Below are 16,048 nucleotides of genomic sequence, written 5' to 3'. Positions count from 1 at the left end.
AATTGCCTGTGTTATGCCTTGTGAACGATCTCGCCGTCGATGATGGTGTAAAGGGTTGTATATTGCAGGTCTTTCAGCGGGTTGCCGCGATAGATGGCGACATCGGCGTCTTTGCCCACTTCAAGGCTGCCCACGCGGTCGGCAATGCCGGTGATCTGGGCGGGGTTGATGGTGACGGCTTTCCATGCCTCTTCTTCAGCAAGGCCGGCGTTGATGGCAAGGCCCGCGCAGAGGGGCAGATATTTCAGCGGGATAACGGGAGCATCGGTGATGATGGCGGCTTTCAGGCCAGCTTCCACCACGGTCTTGGGGGTATCCCATGTTTTGTTCTTCAGTTCGAATTTCGATTTTGCGCCGAAAGTCGGCCCGACCAGAACATCTTTGCCCTCTTTCACCAGTTCATCGGCGATCAGATGGCCTTCTGTGCAATGATCCAGCGTCATGGGCAGATCGAATTCTTTGGCGATGCGCAGCGCGGTGAAGATATCATCGGCGCGGTGTGCATGGGCTTTCAGAGGGATCTCTTTGCGCATAACGGGCAGCATGGCGTGAAGCTTCATATCAAAGGTGGGCTTTTTGTTGTTTTTGGGGTCTGCTTCATAGGCATCCATTTCCTGGCGGTAATTTTCAGCCTTGATCAGCACTTCGCGCAGCAAAGCGGCGGTGCCCATGCGGGTCAGCGGGGCTTTCTTCTGGGCCTGGCCATAGCAGCGCTTGGGGTTTTCGCCGAAAGCGATCTTCATGGCAACGGGGTTTTTCACCACCATGTTGTCAACGCGCTTGCCATGCAGCTTGACGGCAACAAAGGTGCCGCCCACCACATTGGCAGAGCCGGGGCCGGTTACCGCGGTGGTAACGCCATGGCTTGCAGCGTCGTAAAATGCTTCATCCATGGGGTTGAGGCCGTCGATGCCGCGCATCTGCGGGGTGACGGGGTCGGTCATTTCGTTATAGTCATCGCCTTCAAAACCGATGGCTTCTTCATCGAGGCCGATATGGCAATGGCCTTCCACAAAGCCGGGGGCAACCAGGCATCCGGCCGCGTCGATCACCTGCGCGTCGGCAGGGGCGTTGACGGTTTTGCCGATCGCGGCGATTTTGCCGCCGTCAAGAAGGATCTGGCCGTTTTCGATATCGGGGCCTGCCATTGTTTTGATATGGCCGTTTTTAATCAGGATCATGGGTTTTTCCTCCTAAAAATGAATTTCGATAGCTATTAAAAGAATACCTCTTTCCCTGCGGAATGTCAAAGCATCACACAGAGAAAGAGGTAACAAATTTAGATACTGAACTTTGTATAAAACGCTGTAAAAATCTGAAATAAACAGGGGAAAACGCCCGAAAGACTATTCGCTTTTTAAACGGATGGTGGCAAACTGGGCGGGCTGTTCCATATCGCTCTGATCCCATGTGAATACCACGGTATAGGCGTCATAGGTCAGTTCCACAAACCATTCCTGTGTATCCTGCGGCGAAGAGGGCACATGGAGCTGCACTTCGGTTCCGGCGGCTTTTTTGATCTGGCTCAAAGTGAAATTGCTGGCCAGCTTTTCGCGCACGCTGCCGCCCTTGGAAACATCGATGCTGACCACCTGTTCCTTCCCGGTGACCTTATCCCATTTTTCGGGGTTGAAATAAAAGGCGAAGGGGCTGCTTTCATAATAGAAATAGCGCGAACCGTTCCAGCCTTCATCGGGCATGATGGCGCCCTGGCCCAGAAGCTTCTGCACTTCTTCCACGGTTTTGCCCAGATAATCGGCGGCATAGGGGGCCGCCACCGCGGGCAGCGCGCTGCCGCTGCCGCTTTCGCCCGAAGAAGCGCTCTGTTCTTTTTGGGTGTCTTCCGTTTTGGCGGGGGTGTCGTTCATCGAAGAAAACATGCGGGTGAACCCCCAGATGGCCAGCGCGGCGCAAATGAGCCCGAACACCAGCCAGGGCAGGGCGCGGGGCGTTTTGCGCGGCGAAAAGGGTTCTTCTTCGGCGATATCGAACGCCTTGTGGTTTTTCGTGGCGGGCGCTGCTTTCTGCCGCGCCGCAGAAGCCGGTTTCTGTTTGGGGAACAAAGCAAAGGCTTTTTTATCATGGGGGCGGGATTTTTCGCGGGCCGGACGGCGGGGCTGTTCGTGATGCACAGGCGGCTGCCGGTGCGGCTGGGCGGCCTGAGGCCGGGGTTCCGGGCGCGTGATGACCTTGGTGGGCTCTTCTTCAAAAGAAGAAGCGTTTTCGCCCGCGGAAGCATGGCGGCGGCGGGCGGCGATCTCTTGATTGCGCCGCTCTTCTTCCTGACGGAATTCGCGCAGAAGACGCTCAACTTCTTCGTCTTCCGGCGTGCGGGTCGGCATTTCCGGGGGAATATCGTCTTGAAGGGGCGATTTTCCGCAGGAAGGGCAGAAGGTATCGGTATCGGACATCAACGCTCCGCAATGAGGGCATTGTTTCATGGCAGTGTCTCCTTCGCAATGGATTTCTATAGAACAACCCTAACACAAAAGCGAAATCCAATCAAGAGAAGCAGGTGGAATTTATGGGCTTTCCCGGTTATTTTGCAAGGAAACATTGAACTTTCGCGCAGATATGATAGACTGTTAATGTTTGAAACAAGAAAACGCGATCACCGAATCATTAACGGAGGGACATGATGAATCAGAACATTCAAGGCAAAACCATTGCGCAGTGGATCGAAACCTATCCCGTTTTGGGGGATATGGTGCATCTGAAAGAAACCTTTTGGGTCAACCCCCGCCATCTTCCCACAGAAGAAGCTTTGAAGCAATGCAGGCTTTCGATGGAGGATGTGCGCGACGCGCAGGCAAGACTGGAACGGTTCGCGCCTTATATTATGAAGGCTTTCCCCGCCACACAGGCAACGGGCGGCATCATTGAATCGCCGTTATGCGAAATCGACGCCATGCGCGCTTATTTAGAAACAGAAAATCATTGCCGCCTGCCGGGCAAAATGCTGCTCAAATGCGACAGTCATCTGCCCATTTCCGGTTCCATTAAAGCGCGCGGCGGCATTTATGAAGTGCTGAAGCATGCCGAGACCCTGGCCCTTGAAAAGGGCGGGCTGAAGCTGACGGATGATTATTCCGTTCTGCACAGCGAAAAATACCGCGCATTCTTTTCACAATATTCCATCGCCGTGGGCTCCACGGGCAATCTGGGCCTTTCCATCGGCATCATGAGCGCCCAGCTGGGCTTCCATGTAACGGTGCATATGTCTGCCGACGCGCGCCAGTGGAAAAAGGATCTGCTGCGCAGCAAGGGCGTCACCGTGATGGAATATCCCGATGATTACAGCAAGGCCGTTACCGAAGGCCGCAAGCTGGCCGAGCAAGACCCGAACTGCTATTTTGTGGATGACGAAAATTCCGTCAACCTGTTTATGGGATATGCCGTGGCGGCGCTGAGGCTGCAAAAACAGCTGGAAGAACGCGGCACCGTGGTGGATGACAAACATCCGCTGTTTGCCTTTTTGCCCTGCGGCGTGGGCGGCGGCCCCGGTGGCGTGGCCTTTGGCCTGAAGCTGGTTTACGGCGATGCCGTGCATTGCTTCTTCGCTGAACCCACCCACGCGCCCTGCATGATGCTGGGGCTGGTCACCGGGCTTCACGACAAAGTCTGCGTGCAGGATTTCGGCATCGATAACCTCACCGCCGCCGACGGGCTGGCCGTGGGCCGCGCTTCCAGCTTTGTGGGTAAAACCATCCAGCCTTTCCTCAGCGGCAGTTATACCATCAGCGATGAACGGATGTATCATCTGCTGACGAAGCTCGCCCATCTGGAAGACATCCGCCTGGAGCCTTCGGCGCTGGCGGGCATGATGGGCCCCGTTTGGCTGCTGGGCAGCCGGCAGGGCGAGGAATATCGCCGCGCAAACGGCCTTGACGAAAAGATCATGGAGAACGCCGTTTATCTGCCCTGGGCCACCGGCGGCAGCATGGTGCCGGAAGATGTGATGAAGGGCTATTATCAAAAAGGCCTTGCCTGGAAGGAATAACCAACCTTTGAAAGCAAAACAGCGCCCCGCCGTTTATCGGGAACGGCGGGGCGGCTTTTTTATTTGGAGAAAATTAAGATTTATCGCCGCTGCGGAAGATCAGCGCGCCGAGGAAAGAGAAGGCCACCGCCGCGGCGATGCCGCCCGCCGTGGCGGAAAATCCGCCCGTGAACACCCCTAAAAAGCCTTGCTGGGCGATGGCTTCTTTCACGCCTTCTGCCATGGCATAGCCAAAGCCCAAAAGGGGAACGGTGGCGCCCGCGCCGCCCCATTTGACAATGGGTTCATAAAGCCCCAGGCCCGTCAGCACCACGCCAAGAACCACATAGCTGACCAGAATGCGGGCGGGGGTCAGCTTTGTTCGATCGATCAGCACCTGGCTGATGGCGCAGATGATGCCCGCCGTGAGGAACGCTTTCACATATTCCATTACAGATCAGCCTCCAGACACACAAGATGGCAGATGCCGGGGATGCTTTCGCCCTGATTGGTGGAAGTGGGGCTGAGCAAAGCGCCCGTTCCGCAAAACAGCACCTTTTTCAGAATCTTTTTTTCCAGCGAGCCCAGCAGATAAGAACAAAGCACCGCCGCCGAGCAGCCGCAGCCGCTGCCGCCCGAATGCACATCCTGCGTTCCGTCATAAAGCATCAGGCCGCAGTCATCATAGGTGGGTTTCATATCGATGCCGTCTTTCTGAAACAGCTCGATGACGATCTGGTGGCCCACCCGCCCCAGGTCGCCCGTGACGATGAGATCATAATCGCAGGGGCCTGTTTTCGTATCGGTGAAAAAGGCGCTGAGGGTCTCATAAGCCGATTGGGCCATGGCCGCGCCCATGTTGGCCGCCGCCGTGACGCCGGGATCAAAAATGCGGCCCGGGGTGGCTTTGGTGATCTTGATGCCGCTGCCGCCTTTTTGCAGCACCACCGCGCCGGATGCCGTGGCTGTCCACTGGGCTGTCTGGGGGCGCTGGCCGCCATATTCCAGCGGATAGCGATATTGCCGCTCGGCCGCGCAGAAATGAGAAGAGGTGATGGCGCAGGCCGTGGGTTCAAAGCCGCCGTCGATCATGCAGGAAGCCAGCAGCAGCCCTTCGGCCATGGTGGAGCAGGCGCCGTAAAGCCCCAGAAACGGAACGCCCGAGGGGCGCAGGCCGAAGGTCGTGCCGATGCATTGGTTGAGCAGATCGCCGCCCATCACACAGCCCAGCTGCGACATGGGCAGGTTGCCTTTTTGCAAAGCTTTTTCAAAAGCGATGGACATCATGCGGCTTTCTGATTTTTCCCAGGTGCGCTCGCCGAAGGTATCGTCGTCGCTGATAAAATCGAAGGCGTCGGCAAGCGGGCCGGAGCCTTCTTTTTTGCCCACGGCGGAAGCATAGGAAAGCACGCGGGGCGGGTCATCGAATGTGATGGTGTAACCTTGCTTTTTCATCATGCCCCTCCTAACCCATAAAATAATAAAGCAGGCCGTAAAGCATCGAAGCGGTCACGCCGCAAACGAGAACGGGGCCCGCGATGGTGAACATCTTCACACAGGTGCCCAAAACCAGCCCTTCGGTCTTGAATTCCACGGCCGGGGCGGCGATGGAATTGGCAAAGCCCGTGATGGGAACGATGGTGCCCGCGCCCGCATATTTGGCAAGCTTGGGGTAGATGCGCAGATCGGTGAGCAGCACGCCCAGAAACACCATGGTGATGGAAAGCGCCGAAGCCACCGTTTTCTGGCCCCAGCCCAGGCTGATATAATAATTTTTGATGAATTGCGCAAAGGTGCAGATGGCGCCGCCCACCAGAAAAGCCATCACCACATCTTTGAGCATGGGGGAACGCGGCGAGGCTTTTTGATAGATCTTTTTATATTCTTCGTTGGTGATTTTCATAAAGACCTTCCTTTTTTCAAGTATTCCTGCGTTTAGTCTGCCGTAAGCGGCGGTTTTTATACGGCGCCGCCGGAGAAAAAGGAAAGAAAACGGACTGTGAAATTTTCCAAATTTACTTGCAAAAATCTGTGAAATGGTGTACTAATAGTAATGAAGAAAGAACAAACAAACGGCGCCAAAAATGACGCTGATTTTTTGTGCAAAAAGGAGAGAGAACCCATGGAATTTCATATTTCCGATAAAATGGCGAACATGAAAGGTTCGATCATTCGTGAATTATTCAAACTGGCCAATGACCCCGCGATCATCGCTTTCGGCGGCGGAAACCCTTCGCCCGCCACTTTTCCTGTGGAAGCCATCCGCGAGATCACAGACCGTGTTTTCCGCGAAAACCCTACTTCGATGCTTCAATATTCCGTCAGCGAAGGCTATCCTCCGCTGCGTGAGACCGTGAAAAATTATATCCGCGAAACTTTCCGCATCGACCAGCCGTTCAACGAGATCCTGATCACCAGCGGCTCTCAGCAGGCGGCGGATCTGCTTTCGAAATGCCTGCTCAACGAAGGCGACACCGTGATCTGCGAAGATCCTTCTTTCATCGGCTGCCTGAACACCTTCCGTTCTTACGGCGCGCATCTGGTGGGCGTTCCCACCGAAGAGGACGGCATGAACATCGAAAAGCTGGAAGAAGCCCTGAAGGCAAACCCCAAAACACGGTTCATCTATATCATCCCCACCTTCCAGAACCCCTCGGGCATCACCACCAGCTGGGAAAAGCGCGAAAAGATCTATCGCCTGGCTCAGAAATATGATGTGATGATCATGGAAGATAACCCCTACGGCGAGCTGCGTTTCGAAGGGGAAGACATTTTGCCCATCAAGAGCATCGATACCGACGGCCGCGTGGCCTATTGCGGCTCGTTCTCAAAAGTGATGGCGCCCGCTTTCCGCGTGGGCTTTATCTGTGTGCATCACGATCTGTTCGGCAAAATGGTCATCGGCAAACAGTGCACCGATGTGCAGACCACCACGCTTTTCCAGTATATCTGCAACGAATACATGACAAAATATGATTTCAAAGAACATATCGCCGAAAACTGCGCGCTTTATCGCCATAAGTGCAAGCTGATGCTCAGCGAGATGGAAAAGAACTTCCATCCGTCGGTGCGCTTCACCAGACCGCAGGGCGGCATGTTTATTATGGCCTTTTTGCCCGAAGGATATGACAGCCAGCCCTTCGTGAAAGATGCCATTGCCAACAAAGTGGCCTGCGTGCCGGGCGTTGCGTTCCTTGCGGATGCAAACGGCGTTTCCAATGCCTTCCGCCTGAATTTCTCGACCCCCTCGGATGAAGATATCGTCAAGGGCATCGAAATTCTGGGCCGCATGACCTATCAGCTGCTCGAAAACAAATAAAAGCAGCCCCCAAAAACAGCCGAAAGGCCCGCCGCCCGTGTGAAGGGCGGCGGGCCTTTTTTGATGAAACCGGTAAAAAACGAAAACGGGCGGGTGAAGGCCGCCGCTTGAAGCAAACGCCCGCGGGCGTTTGCTTTTTTATGCCCAAAACGGGGAACAGGCCGTATGAAAGGCGGCAAAACAGGTTATGTTGACAAGGTGAAAAAAGAAAAGCGAAAACGGTTTTTTACACGATTTTTACAGGGTCGGGTGGCTGATTTTACAATGGTTTTTTACAATAAAGACAACGAGAAACAGGCGGGAACCCAAAAAAGAAAAGCGGTAAACGCGTTTCACAAAAATGACCGGGAGAAAGACCAAAGCGGAAAAACGGTTTCCGCGCGGGAGGAAAAGATGAAAAAACAGCAATGGATCGAACGCGGCATGGAGATCTTGTTTTTGATCGCGGCCTGCGCCAGTATTCTGGCGGTGGGGCTCATCTGCGTGTTTATTTTTCGCGGGGGCTGGAAAGCCATTTCAGAGATCGGGCTTTTGAATTTTGTGGGGGGCACCAGATGGAAACCCACGGCGCAGCCCGCTTCCTTTGGCATTTTCCCCATGATCGTGGGCAGCATTTATGTCACCGGCGGGGCCATTCTGGTGGGCGTGCCCATCGGGTTTTTAACGGCGGTGTTCATGGCGAAATTTTGCCCGCCGAAGCTTTATAAAATTCTGAAGCCCGCGTTTGAGCTGCTGGCGGGCGTGCCTTCCATCGTTTATGGCTTTTTCGGCATGATGGTGCTGGTTCCGCTGTTCCGCCAGTGGATGCCCGGCAACGGCAACAGCATTTTAACGGCTTCGGTGCTGCTGGGGCTGATGATATTGCCCACCATCATCGGCATCAGCGAAGCGGCGCTGCGGGCTGTTCCCGAAAGCTATTATGAAGGCGCGCTGGCGCTGGGGGCCACCCACGAGCGCGCGGTGTTCAAAACGGTGATCCCCGCCGCCAAATCGGGCATTCTGGCGGGCGTTGTGCTGGGCATCGGCAGGGCCATCGGCGAAACCATGGCGGTGATCATGGTGGCCGGCAATCAGGCGCGGCTTCCCCACAGCGTTTTTCAGGGGGTGCGCACTTTAACGGCGAACATCGTGATGGAAATGGGCTATGCCGCCGATCTTCACCGCGAAGCGCTGATCGCCACGGGGGCGGTGCTGTTCGCCTTTATCCTGCTTATCAATGCCTTATTCTCTGTTTTGAACAGAAAGGAGCGCGGTTAAGATGAAGAAAGACGCGCAGAAAACAGAAACCCGCTTCAAGCGGCAGAAGCTGTTCGGCGGGCTTCAGAAAGCGGCGGTATGGGGCGCGGCGGCCGTCACCACGGCGGCGCTGGCCTCGCTGGTCATCTATATCCTCTGGAACGGTGTTCCGAACCTCAAACTTTCGCTTTTCGAACTTCACTATACTTCTGAAAATGTATCGATGTTCCCTTCCATCGTGATGACCCTTTATATGACGGCGCTGTGCCTGCTGATCGCCGTTCCGCTGGGCGTGGGCTGCGCCATTTATCTGACGGAATACGCCAGCCGCAAAAATAAGCTGGTGGGCGTCATCAGATTGGCGGCGGAAACGCTTTCGGGCATCCCTTCCATCGTCTATGGCCTGTTCGGGATGCTGTTCTTCGTTACGGCGCTGGGCTTTGGTTATTCGATGCTGGCGGGCGCCTGCACGCTTTCCATCATGATTTTGCCGCTGGTCATCCGATCCACCGAAGAGGCGCTGCGCAGTGTGCCCGATGCTTACCGCGAAGCAAGCTTCGGCCTGGGGGCGGGCAAGCTGAGAACGGTGATGAAGGTGGTGCTGCCTTCGGCCATCCCCGGCATCCTTGCGGGGGTGATCCTGGCGGTGGGGCGCATCGTGGGCGAAACGGCGGCGCTGATCTTCACGGCGGGCACGGTGGCGAAGCTCACTTTCAGCCCCATGAATTCGGCGCGAACGCTGGCCATCCATATGTATGCGCTTTCCAGCGAAGGGCTTCACACAGGCGAATCCTTCGCAACGGCCGTGGTGCTTCTCATCACGGTGGCGGGTATCAATTTCATTTCGAATCAAGTGGCCAGACACTTACAGAAAAGGTAGGAAGATATGGATAAATTCAATATCACGGGGCTGGATCTTTACTATGGCGATTTTCACGCGCTGAAGAACATCAACCTGAACATCGAAGAAAAAACGGTCACCGCATTCATCGGCCCCTCGGGCTGCGGCAAATCCACGCTGCTCAAATCGCTCAACCGCATGAATGATCTGGTGGAAAATTGTAAAATTACCGGAAAAGTGCTGTTAGACGGTGAAGATATCTATTATAATTATGATATCAACCGTTTGCGCAAGAATGTGGGCATGGTGTTCCAAAAACCCAACCCGTTCCCCATGAGCATTTATGATAACATCGCCTTCGGCCCCCGCACCCATGGCGTGCGCGCAAAGGCCCGGCTGGATGAGGTCGTGGAAAAAAGCCTGCGCGACGCGGCGATCTGGGAAGAACTGAAAGACCGCCTGAAAAAAAGCGCGCTGGGGCTTTCGGGCGGCCAGCAGCAGCGGCTTTGCATCGCCCGCGCGCTGGCGGTGGAACCGCAGGTGCTTCTGATGGATGAACCCACCTCTGCGCTGGACCCCATTTCCACCATGAAGATCGAAGAACTGGCCCAGCAGCTGAAAGAGCAATATACCATCGTGATGGTGACCCACAATATGCAGCAGGCGGCCCGCATTTCCGACCGCACGGCGTTTTTCCTGTTGGGCGAAGTGATCGAATACGGCAAGACCGAAGAGATCTTCTCGATGCCCAAGGATAAACGAACAGAAGATTATATTACAGGCAGATTCGGATAAAAGAGGGGAGAAACACCATGAGAACTCGATTTGACCAAGAGCTGGAAGCACTGCACGAACTGCTGATCGAAATGGGCACCCTTTCGCAGCGGGCCATTGAGGCGGCGGCCACCGCTTTGGAACAGCAAGACCCGCAGCTGGCCGAAAAGACCCATGAATATGAGCGTCAGGTGGATGATTGCGAAAAAGAAGTGGAGCGCCGCTGCCTGAAGCTGCTGCTGCAGCAGCAGCCCGTGGCCACCGATCTGCGCCGCATTTCCACCGCGCTGAAGATCATCACCGATCTGGAGCGCATCGCCGATCAGGCCTGCGATATCGCCGAGATCGCCCAGCGCATGGCAAGCGCGCCCTATATCAAAAAGCTGATCGATATCCCCGAAATGGGCAGGGCGGCCATCGGCATGGTGCGCGAAAGCATCGATGCCTTCGTGACGGGCGACCTGGAACTGGCGGGCAAGGTGATGCGGGATGACGATATCGTTGACGGCCTGTTCAACACCGTGAAAAACGACCTGATCGCCCTCATCCGCAAAGACGCCGAAAACGGCGAACAGGCCGTGGATCTGCTGATGGTGGCAAAATATCTGGAACGCATCGGCGACCACGCGGTGAATGTGGCCGAATGGGTGGTGTTTTCGGTGACGGGCCAGCATAAAGATCAGCGGGTCTTATAACCCGCCGCGAAAAGAAACAGCCGAACGCGCCCAACCGAGCCGGCGTGTTTTTCGGGGGGAGGGAATTTTTATGGAGCAGGAACAGTGGATCTATTGCGTGGAAGATGACGACAATATCCGCGAGCTGATTTGCTACGCTTTGAAAAGCGGCGGGTTTTCGGCCCGCGGCTTTGGCAGCGCGGAAGGCTTTTATCAGGCGGTGGAAGCCCAGCCGCCGGCGCTGGCGCTTCTTGATATTATGCTGCCCGGGCAAGACGGCATGGAGATCTTGCGCCGGCTGCGCAAAAACACCAAAACGCCTGTGCCGGTGATCATGCTCACCGCCAAGACCACCGAATTCGACAAGGTGGCGGGGCTTGACGCCGGGGCGGATGATTATATCACCAAGCCTTTCAGCGTTTTGGAACTGCTGTCGCGCGTGCGCGCCGTTTTGCGCCGCACAGCGGGCGGCAAGGAAGAACTGCTCTGCTGCGGCGACATCTGTTTAGACCCGCGCCGCCGCACGGTGGAAGTGGAAGGCAAAACGGTGGAACTGACCTATAAAGAATTCGAACTGCTCCATTACCTGCTGCGCAACCGCGATCTGGTGCTTTCGCGCACACAGATCATGGAAAAAGTGTGGGGCTTTGATTTTGAAGGCGAAAGCCGCACGGTGGATATGCATATCAAGACCCTGCGCCAAAAGCTGGGCGAAGCGGGCGGCGTCATCAAAACCGTTCGCGGCGTCGGCTATAAGGCCGGCGGCGAAGAAAGAGAGGAGCGCCCATGAAGAAAAGCATTCGCGGCAGCCTTTTGCTGGTGGCCGCGCTGGCGGTGCTGCTCACGGCCGTGCTTTCGGTGGGCGGCTGTTACCGCATTTATGAACAGCAGATGATGAACCAGCAGCGCGAGCGCACAGAAATGCTGGAAAGCAGCATGAAATTCATCCGCGAGGATGTGAAGTTTTTAGAAGCGGTGAAAAAAGCCGCGGGTGAGCTGCGCATTACGCTGATCGATGAGGATGGCACGGTGCTGTTCGATTCTGAAGCGCCGGCGGCCACCATGGAAAACCACAACACCCGCCGCGAGGTGATCGAGGCCCGCGCCCACGGCACGGGCGAAGAACGGCGCACATCGGCCACCGAGGGCGTGAGCACTCACTATTACGCCATGCTCGGCGAAAACGGCGTTGTGCTGCGCACAGGGCTGCGCCTTCAGAACATCGGCGCGGTGTTCGCCAACAATATGCCCCTTCTGGTGGGGGTGGTGCTGCTGATGCTTCTGCTGAGCGTCTGGCTTTCGCGGATGCTCACAAGGCGGCTCATTCAGCCCATCCGCCGGGCGGCCCAAAACCTCAGCGGCGAAGAAGTGGCGCTGCCTTCGGCCGAATATGAAGAACTGGAACCCTTCATGAGCAAGATCCGCGCCCAACAGGCCCAGCGGGCCGCCGATCTGGAATATATCGCCCAGGAGAAAACCTTGCTGGATATGATCACCACGGGCATCCACGAGGGGCTGATCTTGATCGACGGCAACAAAAATGTGCTTTCGGTCAATCAGGGGGCGCTGGCGCTGCTGGGCGCCCACAAGGGCAATTATACGGGGCATTCGGTTTTGGCCCTTTGCCGCGAAAGCGAATTTTCGCGCGGGGTCGATCGCGCCGTGCATGAAAAAGAATCTTCAGAGATCGTGATGCAGGAAGGCGAGCGCCAGCTGCGGGTGCGCATCAGCCCCACGGAAGGGGTTCCCGGCGCCATGATCTTATTGGTGGATGCCAGCGAGCAGATCTTCGCCGAGCGCCAGCGCAGAGATTTTTCGGCCAATGTTTCTCACGAGCTGAAAACCCCGCTCACTTCGATCAGCGGTTATGCCGAAATGATTGAAAGCGGCATGGCTCAACCGGAGGATGTGGCGAATTTTGCCCACAAGATCCATGCCGAAGCGGGCAGGCTGCGGCTGCTCATCGATGATATCATGCGGCTTTCTCAAATTGAAGAAGGCGCGGGCCAGCCCGAAAAGGAACCTGTGGAGCTTTTGCAGATCGCCCGCGAAACCATGGAACGCATGGAACCCGAAGCCGCCGAAAAGCAGGTGAGCCTTTCGGTGGAAGGCGAAACCGCCACCATCTGCGCCAACCGCCATATGATGGAAGAACTGATGACCAATCTTTTGGGCAACGCCGTGAAATATAACAAAGTCGGCGGCAAAGCTTCCATCACCATTGAAAGGCGCGGCCGGCGCACGGCCATTATCGTGGCGGATACCGGCATCGGCATTGCGCCCGAGCACCAGGGGCGTGTGTTCGAACGGTTTTACCGCGTGGATAAAAGCCGATCGAAACAAACCGGCGGAACCGGCCTGGGGCTTTCCATCGTGCGCCATATCGCCGCTTATCATGAAGGCACGGTAAGCCTGCAAAGCGAAGAGAATATCGGCACGACCATCACCGTATTGCTGCCCTGAAACAGGGCGGCCACCAAAACAGAAAAAGGCCCCGCTTTCTGACGGCGGGGCCTGTGAAACGGAAGAGCTTTCGCCTGCATGGAGGAACCATATCCCGGCAGCAGGGCGAGAAAGCGGGAACCGATCGTTCTCAGCCGGCAGCGGGCATGACCTGCTGCCGGCTGTTTTTTATGCGGCTGCGGGCGCGCGGCGCTTTTCTGCCGGCATCAAAACACCCATTCGAGCGCTGAAACGATCAGGGCGTCAGGCGATGGATGTCGCGGGGGAAAAGAGCGGCATTGCGGACATTTTGAAAGCCCAGCAGCTTCGCCGTTAAGCGCTCGAGCCCCAGGCCAAGGCCGCCGTGGGGCGGCAGACCATAGCGATGCGCCATGAGAAAATCGCCGAATCGGGCAGGGTCCATGCCGCGCAGCTTCATTTTTTCCACCTGCTGTGCATAATTGTGGATGCGCTGGCCGCCGGTGGTGACCTCCATCCCTCTGAAAAGAAGGTCGAACGATTCCGTTACGGTGGGGTCGGAAGGGGTATCCATGGCGTAAAACGGCCGTTTGGAAGAGCGGTAATGGGTCACGAACACAAAATCTGAATTTTCACGCCTTTTTATCAGCTGGCAGAGCAGCTTTTCTTCTTCGGGCTCGAAGTCTTCAAAATCGGTGATGGGGCGGCGAAAGGTTTGAGAAACAAGCTGTTTGGCCTCTTCAAATTTGATGCAGGGAATCTCGCCGATGACGGGCATTTCAACGCCCAAAAGAGAAAGTTCGGCGGCATAATGGTTTTTCAAAAAAGCGAAAGCATAGGCCAGCATGCCGGTTTCCATGCGGCAGAGATCATAAAAGCTTTCGATGAAGCCCATTTCAAAGTCAACGCCGGTATATTCGTTGAGATGGCGCGAGGTATCATGTTTTTCGGCGCGGAACACCGGCGCGATCTCATAAACACGCTCAAAGGCGCCCACCATCATCTGTTTATAAAATTGGGGGCTCTGCGCCAGAAAGGCCTGTTTGCCGAAATAATCCAAAGAAAAAATATTCGCCCCGCCCTCTGCGCCGCTGTAAACGATTTTGGGCGAATGGATCTCTGTGAAATCGTTTTCATCGAAAAAAGCCCGCAGCCCGCGGCAAAGCCCGGCCTGCAATTTGAAAACGGCGCTTTCTTTTTCATTGCGCACGGTGATGGGGCGGTAATCCAGCAGGGTTTCAAGCGAGCAATTCATTTTTTTGTTGTTCAGAACGAGGGGCGGTTCTTCGGCGGGGGCCGATAAAACCGTTACAGAGCGCAGGCGCAGCTCTGCCCCGAGGCGGCTGCGCTCTTCGGCCACCACCTCGCCGCGGGCAAGAATGCTCATGTTTTCTTTCAGCAGGCTCAGCGGAAAATCGGAAAACGATTCGGCATATACGCCTTGCAGCATCCCGTGAAGCGTGCGCAGAAGCACAAAGGCAAAGCCCGACATTTCTCTGATCTTATAAACCATCGCGTGGAGTGATACCGTTTCGCCGATGTGATCTTTCAGTTCTTTTGCCCCCAGCTGCGGGCGCTCGGCGATCGAATTGAGATAAAGCATGATGATTTCCTCCTGTTGTTTTATTTTTACAGCCGAGAGGAACCATCAAGACCGGCATGATCGGTATGCCGCATAGGATCACAACCTTTCCAAAATAAAAAAATCACCGCGACAAGGGCGGTTTCCGCCCGATTGCCGTCGGTGATAACAAAAATAAAAGCCCTGTCACACATCCCCGGCAAGCACAACACAAACAGCGCTTGCAACAGATGAGCGGCAGAGCCGGATCTCATGTGTTTGGCAAGCGCTATCTATCGTCGTCCTGATGGAGAAAATGAAACAGATACATAGCAGTGCTCCTTGTAAAAATGTTTCACTCAGTCTAATACGAAAAGAAAATTTTGTCAACCCGTTTCATCCGGAAAATTTCACTTTTTTTGTTTCAAAGAAAAACGGATAGTATAACAGGCAATTTGTTATACTATCCGTTTTTGATTTAAAAGAGATCAGCGGGGAAAGACAGCCAACGCCAAAGGTTATTCGGCCACTTCATAGCCGCAATATTCGATGGCGGCGCGGGCAAGTTCGGTGGTGGGGTCGATGAAATCTTCTTTCAGATCAAGCCATTCGGCCACAATGGGAAGCTCTGTGCAGCCCAGAATGAAATATTCGGCGCCGCGGCTTTTCATTTCGGCGAGCATGGCTTCCACCGCCGGGCGGTCAAGATCATGGCTGCCGGCTTTCACGGCGAAGATCAGTTCCATCAAAAGCTCTTTTTGTTCTTCGTTGGGCTCGATGCAGGGGATGCCGTGGGCTTCCAGCTCTCTTTTATAAATGCCGGTGTTGATGGTGCCCGTTGTGCCCAGAAGACCCACAGGGGTCTGGCCGCGCAGCTGACGGCATCGCAGGGCGGTCTGCTCTAAAATGCTGATGAACGGCGCTTTGGAAAAGGGTTTGATGCGATCGAGGAAATAATGGGCGGTGTTGCAGGGCATGATGAGCACATCCGCGCCCATCTGGTTCAGCTTTTGCGCCGATTCGCCCATGGCGGGCACAGGATCGGTTCCGCCGCAGAGGATGGCTGTTGTGCGATCGGGGATTTTCGAATTGTTATCGATATAAATATGGATATGGTCGTTATCGCAGGTGACTTTTGTCATCAGCACGATTTTTTTGAACAGGTCGGCGGTGGCCAAAGGCCCCATGCCGCCCAAGATGCCGATTGCTTTTTTTTCTTGCATGAAAGGTTCTCCTTTTGAAG

The 16,048-nt window shown here is 55.4% G+C and carries 15 protein-coding genes; 8 read left to right on the top strand and 7 right to left on the bottom strand.

Translation table 11 applies throughout. The features are described from left to right. Positions 1–11 precede the first annotated feature (11 nt). The gene (locus ACJA3I_RS00295) at positions 12–1,181 is read right to left on the bottom strand and encodes an amidohydrolase (protein ID WP_458862778.1); all 1,170 of its coding nucleotides are present in this window, start codon (positions 1,179–1,181) and stop codon (positions 12–14) included. Between the two features lie 165 nt (positions 1,182–1,346). Next, on the bottom strand, positions 1,347–2,441 hold the full coding sequence (locus ACJA3I_RS00290; protein WP_458862777.1) for a zinc ribbon domain-containing protein: 1,095 nt from the start codon (positions 2,439–2,441) through the stop codon (positions 1,347–1,349). Between the two features lie 194 nt (positions 2,442–2,635). On the opposite strand from ACJA3I_RS00290, the gene ACJA3I_RS00285 reads away from it, so the two are divergent. Next, complete coding sequence (locus ACJA3I_RS00285; RefSeq protein WP_458862776.1) at positions 2,636–4,000, top strand: D-serine ammonia-lyase; 1,365 nt, start codon at positions 2,636–2,638, stop codon at positions 3,998–4,000. 73 nt (positions 4,001–4,073) lie between these two features. Here the strand turns inward: ACJA3I_RS00285 and spoVAE are convergent, their stop codons facing one another. Genes spoVAE through ACJA3I_RS00270 form a run of 3 tightly spaced genes read right to left on the bottom strand, consistent with a single transcriptional unit; the run spans position 4,074 to position 5,882 of the window. After that, positions 4,074–4,430, bottom strand: a complete 357-nt coding sequence (spoVAE, locus tag ACJA3I_RS00280; RefSeq protein ID WP_458862775.1) for a stage V sporulation protein AE — start codon at positions 4,428–4,430, stop codon at positions 4,074–4,076. Next, entirely contained in the window at positions 4,430–5,437 is a 1,008-nt protein-coding gene (locus ACJA3I_RS00275; protein ID WP_458862774.1) for a stage V sporulation protein AD, read from the bottom strand. Before ACJA3I_RS00275 ends, spoVAE begins: the two co-directional genes overlap by 1 nt. A 7-nt stretch (positions 5,438–5,444) precedes the next feature. Next, positions 5,445–5,882 (bottom strand): SpoVA/SpoVAEb family sporulation membrane protein, encoded by a 438-nt coding sequence (locus tag ACJA3I_RS00270; protein ID WP_458862773.1) that lies wholly within the window; start codon positions 5,880–5,882, stop codon positions 5,445–5,447. Positions 5,883–6,101: 219 nt separating this feature from the next. Here ACJA3I_RS00270 and ACJA3I_RS00265 point away from each other — a divergent pair, with 219 nt between their 5' ends. The 7 genes from ACJA3I_RS00265 (at position 6,102) to ACJA3I_RS00235 (ending at position 13,286) form a co-directional block, all read left to right on the top strand. Then, on the top strand, positions 6,102–7,298 hold the full coding sequence (locus tag ACJA3I_RS00265) for an aminotransferase-like domain-containing protein (protein WP_458862772.1): 1,197 nt from the start codon (positions 6,102–6,104) through the stop codon (positions 7,296–7,298). A 393-nt stretch (positions 7,299–7,691) separates the two neighbouring features. Next, positions 7,692–8,555: a phosphate ABC transporter permease subunit PstC gene (gene pstC, locus ACJA3I_RS00260; RefSeq protein ID WP_458862771.1), complete on the top strand. Its 864-nt coding sequence runs from the start codon at positions 7,692–7,694 to the stop codon at positions 8,553–8,555. 1 nt (position 8,556) lies between these two features. Further along, positions 8,557–9,414, top strand: a complete 858-nt coding sequence (gene pstA / locus ACJA3I_RS00255; protein ID WP_458862770.1) for a phosphate ABC transporter permease PstA — start codon at positions 8,557–8,559, stop codon at positions 9,412–9,414. Positions 9,415–9,420: 6 nt separating this feature from the next. Next, positions 9,421–10,170 (top strand): phosphate ABC transporter ATP-binding protein PstB, encoded by a 750-nt coding sequence (pstB, locus tag ACJA3I_RS00250; RefSeq protein ID WP_458862769.1) that lies wholly within the window; start codon positions 9,421–9,423, stop codon positions 10,168–10,170. Positions 10,171–10,187: 17 nt separating this feature from the next. After that, a complete protein-coding gene (gene phoU / locus ACJA3I_RS00245; protein WP_458862768.1) occupies positions 10,188–10,844 on the top strand; it encodes a phosphate signaling complex protein PhoU in 657 nt (218 codons plus the stop codon). A 70-nt stretch (positions 10,845–10,914) separates the two neighbouring features. Next, on the top strand, positions 10,915–11,613 hold the full coding sequence (locus tag ACJA3I_RS00240) for a response regulator transcription factor (protein ID WP_458862767.1): 699 nt from the start codon (positions 10,915–10,917) through the stop codon (positions 11,611–11,613). Continuing rightward, on the top strand, positions 11,610–13,286 hold the full coding sequence (locus ACJA3I_RS00235) for a sensor histidine kinase (protein ID WP_458862766.1): 1,677 nt from the start codon (positions 11,610–11,612) through the stop codon (positions 13,284–13,286). The genes ACJA3I_RS00240 and ACJA3I_RS00235 overlap by 4 nt, the downstream gene beginning before the upstream one ends. A 235-nt stretch (positions 13,287–13,521) precedes the next feature. On the opposite strand, the gene aspS is transcribed toward ACJA3I_RS00235, so the two are convergent. Together aspS and cuyB are read right to left on the bottom strand one after the other, a co-directional pair. Beyond that, positions 13,522–14,847, bottom strand: coding sequence for an aspartate--tRNA(Asn) ligase (gene aspS / locus ACJA3I_RS00230; protein WP_458862765.1), 1,326 nt, complete (start codon positions 14,845–14,847; stop codon positions 13,522–13,524). A 476-nt stretch (positions 14,848–15,323) separates the two neighbouring features. After that, positions 15,324–16,028, bottom strand: coding sequence for a cysteate racemase (gene cuyB, locus ACJA3I_RS00225; RefSeq protein WP_458862764.1), 705 nt, complete (start codon positions 16,026–16,028; stop codon positions 15,324–15,326). Between the last annotated feature and the right edge of the window lie 20 nt (positions 16,029–16,048).

This window comes from Acidaminobacterium chupaoyuni (assembly GCF_047936785.1).
Taxonomy (GTDB): domain Bacteria; phylum Bacillota; class Clostridia; order Oscillospirales; family Butyricicoccaceae; genus Acidaminobacterium; species Acidaminobacterium chupaoyuni.
The sequence above is the reverse complement of the archived record's forward strand: the minus strand, read 5'-3'. Positions and strand labels throughout refer to the sequence as shown.